Raw genomic sequence first — 12,960 nt, forward strand, 5'->3', positions numbered from 1 at the left:
CGACTTCATGCTCGACGCACGGATCGCGCCGCCACGGAACTCGCGACGCTCGAACGTCGGAGGCGGAATCTCGCACGTGCGGACGCGCGCATGGTCGCGCCGCCGGCATCACCCGCGCGGATGATGCGCCGCATGCAGCGTCTTCAGCCGCTCGCGCGCGACGTGCGTGTAGATCTGCGTCGTCGAGATGTCGCTGTGGCCGAGCAGCAGCTGCACGACCCGCAGGTCCGCGCCGTGGTTCAGCAGATGCGTCGCGAACGCATGCCGCAGCGTATGCGGCGACAGATGCGCGCGGACGTCCGCCTGCTGCGCGTGGCGCTTGATGATGTTCCAGAATTGCTGGCGCGTCATCCCGTCGCCGCGCGCGGTGACGAAGAGCGCATCGGCCGCGCGCGCGCCGAGAAGCGCGGGCCGCCCGTCTCGCAGATAGCGCTCGATCCAGCCGTGCGCGACTTCGCCGAACGGCACGAGCCGCTCCTTCGAGCCCTTGCCCGTCACGCGCACGACGCCTTCGTTCAACCCGACCTCGACCGACTTCAGCGTGACGAGCTCGCTCACGCGCAGCCCGCTCGCGTACATCAACTCGAGCATCGTCCGGTCGCGCAGGCCGAGCGGCGTATCGACGTCGGGTGCGGCGAGCAATGCCTCGACCTGCGCCTCGGACAGCGTCGACGGAAACCGCGGCGCCTGCTTCGCCGATGCGATCCTGAGCGTCGGGTCGACGGCCGCGCGATGCTCGCGCACCGCCCAGCCGTAATAGCGGCGAAACACCGACAGCCGGCGGTTCGACGACGTCGCCTTGCCGTCGCTGCGCGCGGCGATGTAGCCCGTCAGCATCGCCTCGTTCGCATGATCGACGTTCTCCGCATGCTGCGCGGCGAGCCATTGCGCGAACAGCTGCAGGTCGCGCCGATACGCGTCGAGCGTGTTGCGCGACAGCCCGTGCTCGAGCCACATCGCATCGCAAAACAGATCGATCGACGTGCGGCTGTCGACCCATGCGGGCGACGCGGCCAGCTCGCCGGACGGACGATCGGGCGACGGCGCGTGCGCACGCTCGGCATCGACGAGCGCCGCGTGAGCCACAGGGGCACGTACTGCGCGCGCCATCAGTACTGCACGCCCTCGTGCGCAAGCAGCCAGCGCTTGACCTTGAGGAAGTAGCCGTCGTCGTCGTGGTTCGCGAAGCCGCCGATCCCGCCCGACGCGACAACGCGATGGCACGGAATCACGAGCGGAAAATAGTTCGAGCCGCACGCCTGGCCGACCGCGCGCGGCGCGCTGCCGATCTGCTTCGCGATCTGTCCGTAGGTGAGCACGATGCCGGGCGGAATCGCGCTGATCGCATTCCACACGCGATGCTGGAACGGCGTGCCGACTTCCGCGAGCGGCAGGTCGAAACGCGCGGACGCACGCTCGAAATAGCGCTCGATCTGGCGCGCGGCCCGCTTCGCGAGCGTCGTGTCCGGCGCGACGCTCTTCATCGATTCGGGCAGATAGACGATCTCGCGCACGACCGACGCATCGGTGCGGATACCCATCTTGCCGAATGGCGCATCGATTACTGCATTGAACATCGTCGTCTCCTGAAAGGGGCGCGCCCGCGCCATGCGCCGGCCGCCCGCCAAACCGTCACTTTACGCCGCCTTCACGCAGCGCGCAGCGCCCACTCGACGTGCTCGCGCACAAGCTCGGACGAATCGTCCGCACGCGCGCGCAACGCCGCGACGATCGCCGCGCGCGCGGCGGGCTCGACGCTGCCGGGCGCCGCGCGCAGCGCGTTGCCGAGGCCGACCGCAAGATTGCGCAGCCAGCGCTCGTAGCCGATCCGGCGAATCGCGCTGCCTTGCATCCGCTCGTCGAATTGCTCGGCAGTCCACGCGAACAGCTCGACGAGCGACGCGCGATCGAGCCCGTGCCGCACGTCGAAGTCGGCCACGGGCGCCGCCTGCGCGAACTTGTTCCACGGACAGACGAGCTGGCAGTCGTCGCAGCCGTACACGCGATTGCCGACGAGCGGCCGCAGCGGCTCGGGAATGCTGCCGTGTAATTCGATCGTCAGATAGGAGATGCAGCGCCGCGCGTCGACGCGATACGGCGCGACGATCGCGCCGGTCGGGCACGCGCCGATGCAGCGCGTGCAACTGCCGCAATGCGCGCCGGGCGTCTCGGGCGCGGCGGCGGGCGACGTCTGCGCGTCGGCCGGCAGCGGCACGTCGACATAGATCTCGCCGAGGAAGAAGAACGAGCCCGCGTCGCGCTGCAAGAGCAGCGTGTGCTTGCCGCGCCAGCCGACGCCCGCCTTCTGCGCGAGCTCGACTTCGAGCACCGGCGCGGAATCGGTGAACACGCGATAGCCGAATGCGCCGATTTCGGCTTCGATCCGCTCGGCGAGCGTCTGCAACCGGTTGCGCAGCACCTTGTGATAGTCGCGGCCGCGCGCGTAGACGGACACGACGGCCGCCTGCGGATCGGCGATGCGCGCCGCCTCGCGCGCGCGCCAGTCGCGCGGCGCGGCGCTCGAATCGGGTGCGTCGCCGAGCGTCGCGGCGGGCAGATAGGCGAGCCGCGCGGAGATCACGCGTCGCGTGCCGGCCACAAGTTCGGCCGGCCGCGCGCGTTTCATCCCATGTTTGGCCATATAATCCATCTCGCCGTGGCATCCGGCTTCCAGCCAGGCGGCGAGCCCCGCTTCGGCATCCGAGAGTTCGGTATCGCTGATGCCGATCGCCCCGAAACCCAATTCGCGCCCCCACGCCTTGATGCGCGACGCGAGCTCGGCGAGCTTCGCATCGTCGAGGCGAGACGGCGCGGCGCGCCCGTCCTGCGAGGGGCGCGCATCTGCGACAGCGAGTTCCGGAATTCGGTCCATCGCTCTATTTTACGAGAATGCCCGAGCAGCCTAGCCACGCGCATGCCGCGCCCCTCCTGCCCGCTCCGCTCGCCGAGCGCACGCTCGCGCTCGCCGACGAAGCGGCGACGCTCGCGTTCGGCGAGCGCTTCGCGCACGCGCTCGACGCGGTGCGCGGCGAGCGCGCCGCCGCGCACGCGTTCGACGGCCTGCAAATCCAGCTTTACGGCGATCTCGGCGCGGGCAAGACGACCCTCGTGCGCGCGATGCTGCGCGGCCTCGGCCACGCGGGCCGCGTGAAGAGCCCGACCTACACGCTCGTCGAGCCGTACGCGCTCGCGCGTTCCGATGGGGAACTCGAGGTCTATCACTTCGATCTGTACCGTTTTAGCGATCCGGCCGAATGGGCCGACGCAGGCTTTCGCGAGTATTTCAATTCCGGCGCGATCTGCGTCGTCGAATGGCCGCAGCGGGCGGGCGCGCTCCTTGGCGTGCCGGATCTCGTGTTCTCGCTCGACGTGGACGGCGAAGGCCGGCTCCTCACCGCCCGGGCGTACAGCGCATCAGGAAAGGCATGTCTCGAAAGATGTTGATCAAACCGTTCCGCTCGATCGAATCGGCGGCCACCGCGACCCATAACTGGCGGCGCCGGCAGATCCTGCGCGCCGGCGCGTCGACGCTCGTGCTCGGGCTCGCGCTGCCGCGTCTCGCGCACGCGAGTTCGGTGCTCGGCGTGCGCGTTTGGCCCGCGCGCGACTACACGCGCGTGACGATCGAATCCGACCAGCCGCTGCAGAACTCGCAGCAGCTGCTGCAAGGACCGGACCGGCTCGTCGTCGATCTGAACGGTCTCGAACTCGACCAGGCGCTGCGCGACCTCGTGTCGAAGATCACGCCGAACGATCCGCAGATCCAGTCGGTGCGGGTCGGCCAGTATCAGCCGCACGTCGTGCGGATGGTGTTCGACCTGAAGGGCTCGGTGAAGCCGCAGGTGTTCACGCTGCCGCCCGTCGGCACCTATCGCTACCGGCTCGTGTTCGACCTGTATCCGGCCGTCGCGCCCGATCCGCTGTCCGACCTGATCGCGCAGACCGAGCGCAAGGAACAGCAGTTGAACGACACGATGCGCGCGCAGCAGGCACAGCCGCCGACGGCCGCGCTCAACGGCCCGGCCGCCGCGCCGCCCGCCGCGGCCGACAACAGCGACGCGTTCTTCCAGCGCTTCGCGCAGAACAACCCGCCGCCCGCGCACGCCGCGCGCCCGGCGCCGGGCGCGCCTGCCAATCCGCCCATCGCGCAGACGCCGCCCGTCGCGCCGTCGCGGCCCGCGGTCAAGCCGCCGCCCGTCATCGCGCGCAAGAACGACGACGAGAATGCGGGCGATGCCGACACCTACGCGTTCACCGCGCCGAAATCCGGCCGCGGCACGGTGCGCCTCCTCACCGTCGCGATCGATCCGGGCCACGGCGGCGAGGATCCGGGCGCGATCGGCGGCGGCGGCACGTACGAGAAGCACGTCGCGCTCGACATCGCGAAGAAGCTGCGCGCGAAGATCGACGCCGCGCCGAACATGCGCGCGATGATGACGCGCGACGCCGACTTCTTCGTGCCGCTCAACGTGCGCGTGCAGAAAGCGCGGCGCGTCGGCGCGGATCTGTTCGTGTCGATCCACGCGGACGCGTTCACGACGCCGTCGGCGCGCGGCTCGTCGGTGTTCGCGCTGTCGGACCACGGCGCATCGAGCGCGGCCGCGCGCTGGCTCGCGAACAAGGAGAACTCGTCGGACCAGATCGGCGGGATCAACATCAAGACGCAGGACGTGTCGGTGAACCGCGCGCTCTTCGACATGTCGACGACCGCGCAGATCCGCGATTCGCTGCGCTACGGCGGCTACGTGCTGAAGGAAGTCGGCGGCATCAACAAGCTGCACAAGGGCTCGGTCGAGCAGGCGGGGTTCGCGGTGCTGAAGGCGCCCGACATTCCGTCGATCCTCGTCGAAACCGCGTTCATCAGCAATCCGGACGAGGAGCGCCGGCTGAACGACGACGCGTACCGCGACCAGATGGCCGATGCGATCTTCCGCGGAATCAAGCGCTATTTCGCGGCGAATCCGCCGCTCGCGAAGAGCCGGATGACCTGACGCGCCCGCGCGCAGCGGCGCGGCGGCGTCCCGCGCCGCTGCGCGCGGGATGCTCGAGCCCGGCGATTCGGCCCGCGCGCCTTCGTTCCATTGCGTTCGTCATATGGCGCGCCGCACCGCGTCTCGCACGCCGATTTTCACGGCGATGCGCATCGCTTCGGCGCGCCAGCCTTCGCCGTCCCGCCCTCGCCTTCGTCGATCGCCGTCGCCGCACGCGAATTCCATGACCGGCCGATCAGCACGTGTCCTCCGCGGATCCGGCGCCGGGCCTCGCTCCGAATACCCGGGTTGCCGTGCGCCGCCTTTTCGCAGTCGGAATCCCCCGGCGCGATCACGACGCCGCGGCGAAGAAGCGCCGCGCGAGCCGGTCGCCGAACACGTTGACCGCGAGCCCGGCCATCACGAGCACCGCGCCCGCGAGCTGCGCATGCGTCAACTGCTCGCCGAGCAGCAGCGACGACGACGCAAGGCCGACGATCGGCACGAGCAGCGAGAACGGCGCGACCTGCCCGGCCGGATAGCGCGACAGCAGGCGGCTCCACAGCCCATAGCCGAGCAGCGTCGCGACGAACGCGAGATAGACGACCGCGAAGATCGACGCGCCCGACAGCGACGTCAGCGCGGTCTCGATCCGCTGCGGCCCCTCGAAGCAATACGACAGCACGAAGAACGGCACGGGCGGCACGAGGCTCGCCCAGACGACGAGCGACACGAGGTCGACCTTGCCGAGCTTCTTCGTCACGACGTTGCCGAGCGCCCACAGCGCGGCGGCGCCGATCGTCAGCAGGAAGCCCGCGAGCGTCATGCCGCGGCCGCCCTGCACGGCGATCAGGACGAGACCCGCCGCCGCGATCGCGAGGCCCGCGAGATTCTGCGCGCGCAGCCGCTCGCCGAGGACGAGCATCGCGAAGAACAGCGTGAAGAACGCCTGCGACTGCAGCACGAGCGACGCGAGCCCGGCCGGCATGCCGACGTACATCGCGGAGAACAGGAACACGAACTGGCCGAGCAGGATCGTCGATCCGTACAGCGCGAGGAGGCGCCACGGGATCTGCGGGCGGCGCACGAAGAACACCGCAGGCACCGACGCGAGCAGGAAGCGCAGCCCGCCGAGCAGCATCGGCGGCACGCCGTGCAGCCCGACCTTGATCACGACGAAGTTCACGCCCCACGCCAGGATCACCACCAGCGCCAGCAGCAAGTCTCTCGGGGCCATCGTCGTCTCCATGTGTTTTTTGCGCAAGCCGCCGAGTCTACCGGCGTTTCGCCAAGCTTGCAGGCGGCCGCGCGCAATCCGCGAGCGCACCCGCCGCGACCGCCGCTACGCCGTTACAATGGGTCGCATTCCACCGCACGAACGCCTCGAACGCCGCCCGCCATGACCGACTCGATCAAAGCCATCCTGAAGCCGCATATCCGCGACATCGGCAACCTGACCGTGCGCCGCACGCTGCCCGCGCTCGCCGCGCGCACCGTCGGCCCGTTCATCTTCTTCGACCACATGGGCCCCGCCGAACAGCCAGCGGGCGCGGGTCTCGACGTGCGCCCGCATCCGCACATCGGCCTCGCGACCGTCACCTATCTGTTCGACGGCGCGATCATGCATCGCGACAGCCTCGGCTCCGTGCAGAAGATCGTGCCGGGCGACGTCAACTGGATGACGGCCGGACGCGGGATCGTCCATTCGGAGCGCACGCCCGACGACGCGCGCGCGCGCGGGCAGACGGTGCACGGCATCCAGACCTGGGTCGCGCTGCCGCTCGCGCACGAGACGCGCGAGCCGTCGTTCGAGCACCACGCGGCCGCGACGCTGCCGAAACTCGAGCGCGACGGCGTCGCGATGACGGTGATCGCGGGCGACGCGTTCGGCGTGCGCTCGCCCGTCACGACGTTCTCGCGCACGCTGTACGTCGCCGCCGTGCTCGCACCGGGCGGCGCGCTCGCGCTCGACGCCGAGCACGAAGAGCGCGCGGTCTATCTCGTCGACGGCGACCTGACCGTCGACGGCACGCCGCTCGAAGCCGCGCAGATGGCGGTGCTCGCGCCGGGCGCGCGGGCCGCGCTCGCAAGCGCCGGCGGCGCGCGCGCCATGCTGCTCGGCGGCGACAAGCTCGACGGCGAGCGCTTCATCGAATGGAATTTCGTCGCGAGCTCGCGCGATGCGATCGAGCGCGCGAAGCGCGCGTGGGCGGCGCAGGAGATGGGGACGGTACCCGGCGAAACCGACTGGATTCCGCTCCCCGAGCGCCGCGCGCATTGAAAAAAAGCCGCGCACCCTCATTGTGCATTCATCCAATACTGACGAGGACGCCATGGACACCACGCTCGCCACTTTCGAACGAGACGTCATCGAAGCATCGCTTGCCGCCCCCGTGCTGGTCGACTTCTGGGCGCCCTGGTGCGGTCCGTGCAAGACGCTCGGTCCGCTGCTCGAAAAGCTCGAACGCGAATACGAAGGCCGCTGGAAGCTCGTCAAGGTGAACGTCGACGAGAACCAGGAGCTCGCCGCGCACTTCCAGACGCGCAGCATCCCGCACGTGATCGCGTTCGCGGGCGGGCGGCCGGTCGACCAGTTCGTCGGGGTGCTGCCCGAGGGGCAGCTGCGCGTGTTCCTCGACCGTCTCGTGCCCGCGCCCGACGAAGCCGAGCGCAACGCCGCGCAAGCCGCGCTCGCCGAAGAACGCATCGACGACGCGATGTCGCACCTCGAAAATGCGCTCGCGCTGAATCCCGGCTACGACGAGGCGCGCCTCGATTTCATCGAGCTGCTGCTCGCGCTGAACCGGATCGACGATGCGCGCGCCGAAGCGGAGCGCCTGTCGCCGCAGATAACGGACGGCGCCGACGCCCGCTACCAGGCGATCAAGACACGCTTCGACGCGCTCGACGCGGCCGCCGATCTGCCGCCGACCGACGCGCTCGAGGCGCGGATCGCGAGCAACCCCGCCGATCTGGAAGCGCGCTTCGATCTCGCGCAGACCCTGATCGCGCGGCGCGCGTATGAAGGCGCGCTCGAGCAGTTGCTGGAGATCGTCCTGCGCGACCGGACGTTCGGCGACGACGTCGGCCGCAAGACGATGATTTCGGTGTTCGAGCTCGCGGCGGACCAGCCGACGCTCGTGTCCGCGTGGCGGCGCAAGCTGAGCGCGGCGCTGAACTGACGACAGAAGGCCAAGGCGGAGCGGCCATGCGGCGGCGGCGCGCGTATTGCGCGTCCGCCGCTTTTTTCTTTCAACGCGATTTCGCGGCGGCCACGCCGTCCTTCCTTTCGATGAACGGGCCGACGCCTGCGCCGCGCCGGAATCGCGCCCGAGCGGTCCCGCCTCGCGAACGCGGATCCGGCGGCGAGCGTCGCGCGTCAGGGTGAGCGCTATCGGCCCGAGCGCGCGGCGAGCGCGCGCAGCGCGTAAGCCGCCGCCGCGAAGCCGAAGCTCGCGGTCACGCACACGCTCGAGCCGAAGCCCGCGCAATTGAGCCCCGTCGGCCCCGGCGCCTGCGCGTCCGTCGCCGTGTGCATCGCGACGTCGTCGACGTCGCACACGGCCGCCTCCGGATAGATCAGCGGCTCGTCCGAATAGACGGCGCTCACCTTGAATTTCGCTTTCGGCCCGCGCGGAAAGCCGTGCTGCTTGCGCAACTGCGCGCGCACCTTCGACAGCAGCGGATCCTGGATCGTCTGCGCGAGATCGTCGATCCGGATGCGGGTCGGATCGAGCTGGCCGCCCGCGCCGCCGACCGTGACGAGCGGCTGCCCGCGCGCGACGCACCACGCGATCAGCGCGACTTTCGTGCGCACGCTGTCGATCGCGTCGACGATGAAATCGAAGCCGCCGCCGAGCAGCGCGTCGAGATTGTCCGGCTCGACGAAATCCTCGATCTTCACGACCTTGCACGCCGGATCGATGAGCGCGATCCGCTCGGCCATCGCGTCGACCTTCGGCTTGCCGTAATTGCCGTCGAGCGCGTGGATCTGCCGGTTCGTGTTGCTTTCGGCGACGTTGTCGAGGTCGATCAGGGTCAGTTCCCCGACCGCGCTGCGCGCGAGCGCCTCGGCCGCCCACGAGCCGACGCCGCCGATGCCGATCACGGCGACGCGCGCGCGCTCGAACGCGGCGAGCGCGTCGGCGCCGTAGAGCCGGGCGACGCCGCCGAAGCGCCGCGCCCGATCCGCGTCAAGCTGTCCGGATGGCTGCGGAGTAAGATCGTGAGGCGTCGCAATGGCGTCGGTACGGGGCATACAAGCTGAATGAAATGAAAGGCGGATGGCCCGCTATTTTGCCTGATCGCCCCGCGGCGAACACGCGCCGAACCGTTGCAACGCAGGATTTTTCCACCTTCGCTATACTGACCCCGATTGAGCGCTCGCACACCGATGACGACACTTGCCGATCTCCGCACCAACTATTCCCGCGCGTCGCTCGACGTCGCGGACGTGAATCCGAATCCGTTCGTCCAGTTCGACGTCTGGTTCAAGGAAGCGCTCAGCGCGCAGCTGCCCGAGCCCAACACGATGACGCTTGCAACCGTCGACGAATCCGGCCGGCCGTCCGCGCGGATCGTCCTCATCAAGGGCGTCGACGAGCGCGGCTTCGTGTTCTTCACGAACTACGAGAGCCGCAAGGGACGCGAGCTCGCGCACAACCCGAACGCGGCGCTGCTCTTTTACTGGATCGAGCTCGAGCGGCAGGTGCGCGTCGAAGGACGCATCGAGAAGACGAGTGAAGAAGAAAGCGACCGTTATTTCGCGTCGCGGCCGCTCGGCTCGCGGATCGGCGCATGGGCGTCCGACCAGAGCGCGGTGATCGAGAACCGCGCGATGCTCGAAACCCGCGAGAAGGAAATCAGCGCGCGCTTCGGCGAGAATCCGCCGCGCCCGCCGCACTGGGGCGGCTACCGTCTCGTGCCGACCTCGATCGAATTCTGGCAGGGCCGCCCGTCGCGGCTCCACGACCGCCTGCTGTATGCGCGCGATCCCGCGTCGGCGAGCGGCTGGAAGATCACGCGCCTCGCGCCGTAATTCGCCGCGGCGCGCCCGCGCCCGCGACCGCGTCCGCCCTGCCGTGCGTTTCGTTTTGCTCGCGGGCGGTCGGCGTTTCCGAGCGCCGGCCGCCCGCTCGAAAACTAGGCTTCATTTCGTTTCAACGAACAACGGAGATTCCAAATGTTCTGGGAAAAGAAACTGGCACAGTGGGCGGACGAAGTACGGGAGAAGTCGAACATACCGGCGCGCCTCGTCCTCTGGAACGGGCAGCAACTCGATTTCGGCACGTTCGCGGCGCCGCAGGTGACGCTCAAGGTCAACAGCGCGTCGGCGCTGCCGCTGCTGCTCGAACCGAGCCTCGACAATCTCGGCGAGGCGTACGTGAAGGGCAAGATCGACATCGAAGGCAAGCTCGCCGACATCATCAACATCGGCTATTCGCTCGCGCGCAGCACGGTGACGAGCGCAAGCAAGCTCGCGCGCGTGCGGCGCTACTTCAATCACTCGAAGAGCTCCGACAGGAAGGCGATCCAGTATCACTACGACGTGTCGAACGAGTTCTACAGGCTGTGGCTCGACGAGAACATGGTCTATTCGTGCGCGTACTTCGAGAACGGCGACGAAGACCTCGACACCGCGCAGCTCAAGAAAATCGATCACATCCTCACCAAGATCCAGGTGCGGCCCGGCCAGCGCCTGCTCGACATCGGCTGCGGCTGGGGCGCGCTCGTGCTGCGCGCGGCGGGCAAGTTCGGCGCGCGCTGCGTCGGCGTCACGCTGTCGCAAAACCAGTTCGATCTCGCGACCGAGCGCGTGAAGAAGGCCGGCCTCGAAGACAAGATCGAAATCCGGCTGCAGGACTATCGCGAAATCGAAGGCCAGTTCGACCGGATCACGAGCGTCGGGATGTTCGAGCACGTCGGCCGCAAGAACCTGCCGCTCTACTTCTCGCGAATCCGCGAGCTGCTCGCGGACGACGGCGTCGCGATGAACCACGGCATCACGTCGACCGACGCCGAAAGCGGCGAAACGGCGCTCGGCGGCGGCGAGTTCATCGACCGCTACGTGTTCCCGGACGGCGAGCTGCCGCACATCAGCCTCGCGCTCGAGGCGGCGCAGCGCGGCGGGCTCGAGGCGGTTGACGTCGAGAGCCTGCGACGGCACTATGCGCGCACGCTCGACATCTGGACCGAGAACTTCGAGGCGAAGGCCGAAGAAGCCAGAAAGCTCGTCGACGACGAAAAATTCCGCATCTGGCGCGTGTATCTGGCCGGTTGCGCGTATGCATTCGAGCACGACGACGTGTCGATCTTCCAGATCGTGTGCCGCAAGGCCGGGCAGAGCGCGAAGACGCTGCCGTGGTCGCGGCGCTACATGTACGAACACGCGCTGCCGCGCTGAAGGCGGCGCCTTTTTGCGATGACGGATGGGTGACGGCAGCACGCGGCGCAAACCAGCGCAGCCACGACGACAAGACGACGCGCCAAGCGATCAGTTCGACCTGTTCGGGGCGGAGCCGCTGCCGGAGCCGCCTCCTTCGCCCGCTTCGTCCGCCTCGGGGACGAAGCGCAAGCGCGCGGCGAGCGGCAAGCCGCGCGACGTGACGCACGATGCGGCGGCAGGCGATGCGCCGCTGCCGGACGACGATGTCGCGCGAACCGCCGAGCCGGCGCTCGGTGCTGCGCCAGGTGCCGGCGATGCCATCAATGGCGAAGTCGATGCCGGCGCAGGCGCAGGCGCAGGCGCCGATGCCGATGCCGAGGCAAAAGCCGACGCCAAAGCCAAAGCCGAGCGTAACCCCGAGGCCGACGGTCCGGACAAGCCCGCCGATACCGCCGCCCCAGCCGACTCCACCGCGACGCCCCCGCTCCCCGGCTTCGACGCGCCGCCCCCCGCCGCCCCGCCGAAGAAGCGCCCCCGCCGGCGCGGCGTCGCCCCCGCCGCGATCTCCGACGAAGTCGCCGTCACTGCGCGCAAACTGCCGCCGCACGTGCGGCTCGGCACGTCGTCGTGGTATTTCCCCGGCTGGAAGGACATCGTCTACGGCGACGACTACGCGCAATCGAAGCTGTCGCGCGAAGGCCTCGAAGCGTACGGCGCGCATCCGCTTCTCAAGAGCGTGAGCCTCGATCGCTCGTTCTACGCGCCGCTCACGGTCGCCGACTATCTGCGCTACGCGCAGCAGGTGCCGGACGACTTCCGCTTCGTCGTCAAGGCGCCCGCGCTCGTCACGGACGCCGTGCTGCGCGGCACGCGAGGCGAGCCGGCCGGCCCGAACCCGGCGTTCCTGAACGCGCAGCTCGCCGCCGACGAATTCGTGCGCCCGTGCATCGAAGGCCTCGGCCGGAAGGCGGGCGCGCTCGTGTTCCAGTTCCCGCCGATGCCCGACGCGCTGCTCGCCGACCCGGCCGCGCTCGTCGACCGCCTGAGCGCGTTCCTCGGCGCGCTGCCGCCGCTGCCGGACGATCAGGACGGCCCGCGCTACGCGGTCGAGATCCGCGACGCGAGCCTGCTGACGCCGCGCTTCATCCGCGCGCTCGCGGCGGCGGGCGTGCGCTACTGCGTCGGGCTGCACGCGAAGATGCCCGATCCGCTGCGGCAGGCGGCGGCGCTCGCGCTCCTCGACGGCGAGCCGTCGGGCCCGCTCATCGTCCGCTGGAGCCTGCACGGCGGCTTCAAGTACGAACAGGCGAAGGCGAAGTACGAGCCGTTCGACCGGCTCGTCGACGAGGATCCGCACACGCGCTCGGCGCTCGCGGAACTCGCCGCGCGCTACGTGCTCGCCGGGCAGCCGGTGCTCATCACGGTGAACAACAAGGCGGAAGGGTCCGCGCCGCTGTCGTGCATCGCGCTCGCGAAGGAGATCGCGGCCGCGTGCGCGCGCTGGCGCGGCGAGGCGGCGTAACGCGCGTTGCGTGTCGGGCGCCGTCCGCGGCCGGCGCCGATTCACACGATCGACGACCCGGCGAAAAGCGAAAAGCCCGGCGC

General features: G+C 69.4%; 12 protein-coding genes. 7 read left to right on the forward strand and 5 right to left on the reverse strand.

Features of this window, described 5'->3' with window-relative positions:
- Window positions 1–108: 108 nt before the first annotated feature.
- From xerD to queG, 3 genes are all read right to left on the reverse strand, one after another.
- Entirely contained in the window at window positions 109–1,110 is a 1,002-nt protein-coding gene (xerD, locus tag BG90_RS03775; protein WP_025989687.1) for a site-specific tyrosine recombinase XerD, read from the reverse strand.
- Complete coding sequence (locus BG90_RS03780) at window positions 1,110–1,577, reverse strand: methylated-DNA--[protein]-cysteine S-methyltransferase (protein ID WP_010102018.1); 468 nt, start codon at window positions 1,575–1,577, stop codon at window positions 1,110–1,112. The genes xerD and BG90_RS03780 overlap by 1 nt, the downstream gene beginning before the upstream one ends.
- 71 nt (window positions 1,578–1,648) lie before the next feature.
- Entirely contained in the window at window positions 1,649–2,872 is a 1,224-nt protein-coding gene (queG, locus tag BG90_RS03785) for a tRNA epoxyqueuosine(34) reductase QueG (RefSeq protein WP_010114255.1), read from the reverse strand.
- A 17-nt stretch (window positions 2,873–2,889) separates the two neighbouring features.
- Between queG and BG90_RS03790 the strand changes: the two genes are divergently transcribed.
- Together BG90_RS03790 and BG90_RS03795 are read left to right on the forward strand one after the other, a co-directional pair.
- Window positions 2,890–3,444, forward strand: coding sequence for a bifunctional tRNA (adenosine(37)-N6)-threonylcarbamoyltransferase complex ATPase subunit type 1 TsaE/phosphotransferase (locus tag BG90_RS03790; protein ID WP_010102015.1), 555 nt, complete (start codon window positions 2,890–2,892; stop codon window positions 3,442–3,444).
- Window positions 3,426–4,991 carry an N-acetylmuramoyl-L-alanine amidase gene (locus BG90_RS03795; protein WP_038801920.1) on the forward strand — a complete coding sequence of 522 codons (1,566 nt, stop codon included), beginning with the start codon at window positions 3,426–3,428 and terminating at the stop codon, window positions 4,989–4,991. Before BG90_RS03790 ends, BG90_RS03795 begins: the two co-directional genes overlap by 19 nt.
- A gap of 331 nt (window positions 4,992–5,322) precedes the next feature.
- Here BG90_RS03795 and BG90_RS03805 read toward each other — a convergent pair whose 3' ends face one another.
- Window positions 5,323–6,207, reverse strand: coding sequence for an EamA family transporter (locus BG90_RS03805; protein ID WP_025989685.1), 885 nt, complete (start codon window positions 6,205–6,207; stop codon window positions 5,323–5,325).
- A 162-nt stretch (window positions 6,208–6,369) separates the two neighbouring features.
- Here BG90_RS03805 and BG90_RS03810 point away from each other — a divergent pair, with 162 nt between their 5' ends.
- Window positions 6,370–7,251 (forward strand): pirin family protein, encoded by an 882-nt coding sequence (locus BG90_RS03810; RefSeq protein WP_010114252.1) that lies wholly within the window; start codon window positions 6,370–6,372, stop codon window positions 7,249–7,251.
- A gap of 52 nt (window positions 7,252–7,303) precedes the next feature.
- Window positions 7,304–8,152 (forward strand): thioredoxin, encoded by an 849-nt coding sequence (trxA, locus tag BG90_RS03815; RefSeq protein ID WP_010114251.1) that lies wholly within the window; start codon window positions 7,304–7,306, stop codon window positions 8,150–8,152.
- A gap of 209 nt (window positions 8,153–8,361) precedes the next feature.
- Here trxA and tcdA read toward each other — a convergent pair whose 3' ends face one another.
- Entirely contained in the window at window positions 8,362–9,228 is an 867-nt protein-coding gene (gene tcdA, locus BG90_RS03820) for a tRNA cyclic N6-threonylcarbamoyladenosine(37) synthase TcdA (RefSeq protein WP_010102006.1), read from the reverse strand.
- Window positions 9,229–9,363: 135 nt separating this feature from the next.
- Here tcdA and pdxH point away from each other — a divergent pair, with 135 nt between their 5' ends.
- The 3 genes from pdxH (at window position 9,364) to BG90_RS03835 (ending at window position 12,877) form a co-directional block, all read left to right on the forward strand.
- Complete coding sequence (gene pdxH / locus BG90_RS03825) at window positions 9,364–10,008, forward strand: pyridoxamine 5'-phosphate oxidase (protein ID WP_010102005.1); 645 nt, start codon at window positions 9,364–9,366, stop codon at window positions 10,006–10,008.
- Window positions 10,009–10,152: 144 nt separating this feature from the next.
- Window positions 10,153–11,373, forward strand: a complete 1,221-nt coding sequence (locus tag BG90_RS03830; protein ID WP_010102004.1) for an SAM-dependent methyltransferase — start codon at window positions 10,153–10,155, stop codon at window positions 11,371–11,373.
- 25 nt (window positions 11,374–11,398) lie between these two features.
- Complete coding sequence (locus BG90_RS03835; RefSeq protein ID WP_010114250.1) at window positions 11,399–12,877, forward strand: DUF72 domain-containing protein; 1,479 nt, start codon at window positions 11,399–11,401, stop codon at window positions 12,875–12,877.
- Window positions 12,878–12,960 lie beyond the last annotated feature (83 nt).

Origin of the sequence: Burkholderia oklahomensis C6786 (assembly GCF_000959365.1) — a bacterium.
GTDB classification, from domain to species: Bacteria; Pseudomonadota; Gammaproteobacteria; order Burkholderiales; family Burkholderiaceae; genus Burkholderia; species Burkholderia oklahomensis.

What these genes read in the sequence shown, in the direction of transcription:
- xerD (WP_025989687.1), bottom strand. Translation starts at nt 1,110, where the DNA reads ATGGCGCGCGCAGTACGTGCCCCTGTGGCTCACGCGGCGCTCGTCGAT.
- BG90_RS03780 (WP_010102018.1), bottom strand. Translation starts at nt 1,577, where the DNA reads ATGTTCAATGCAGTAATCGATGCGCCATTCGGCAAGATGGGTATCCGC.
- queG (WP_010114255.1), bottom strand. Translation starts at nt 2,872, where the DNA reads ATGGACCGAATTCCGGAACTCGCTGTCGCAGATGCGCGCCCCTCGCAG.
- BG90_RS03790 (WP_010102015.1), top strand. Translation starts at nt 2,890, where the DNA reads ATGCCCGAGCAGCCTAGCCACGCGCATGCCGCGCCCCTCCTGCCCGCT.
- BG90_RS03795 (WP_038801920.1), top strand. Translation starts at nt 3,426, where the DNA reads ATGTCTCGAAAGATGTTGATCAAACCGTTCCGCTCGATCGAATCGGCG.
- BG90_RS03805 (WP_025989685.1), bottom strand. Translation starts at nt 6,207, where the DNA reads ATGGCCCCGAGAGACTTGCTGCTGGCGCTGGTGGTGATCCTGGCGTGG.
- BG90_RS03810 (WP_010114252.1), top strand. Translation starts at nt 6,370, where the DNA reads ATGACCGACTCGATCAAAGCCATCCTGAAGCCGCATATCCGCGACATC.
- trxA (WP_010114251.1), top strand. Translation starts at nt 7,304, where the DNA reads ATGGACACCACGCTCGCCACTTTCGAACGAGACGTCATCGAAGCATCG.
- tcdA (WP_010102006.1), bottom strand. Translation starts at nt 9,228, where the DNA reads ATGCCCCGTACCGACGCCATTGCGACGCCTCACGATCTTACTCCGCAG.
- pdxH (WP_010102005.1), top strand. Translation starts at nt 9,364, where the DNA reads ATGACGACACTTGCCGATCTCCGCACCAACTATTCCCGCGCGTCGCTC.
- BG90_RS03830 (WP_010102004.1), top strand. Translation starts at nt 10,153, where the DNA reads ATGTTCTGGGAAAAGAAACTGGCACAGTGGGCGGACGAAGTACGGGAG.
- BG90_RS03835 (WP_010114250.1), top strand. Translation starts at nt 11,399, where the DNA reads ATGGGTGACGGCAGCACGCGGCGCAAACCAGCGCAGCCACGACGACAA.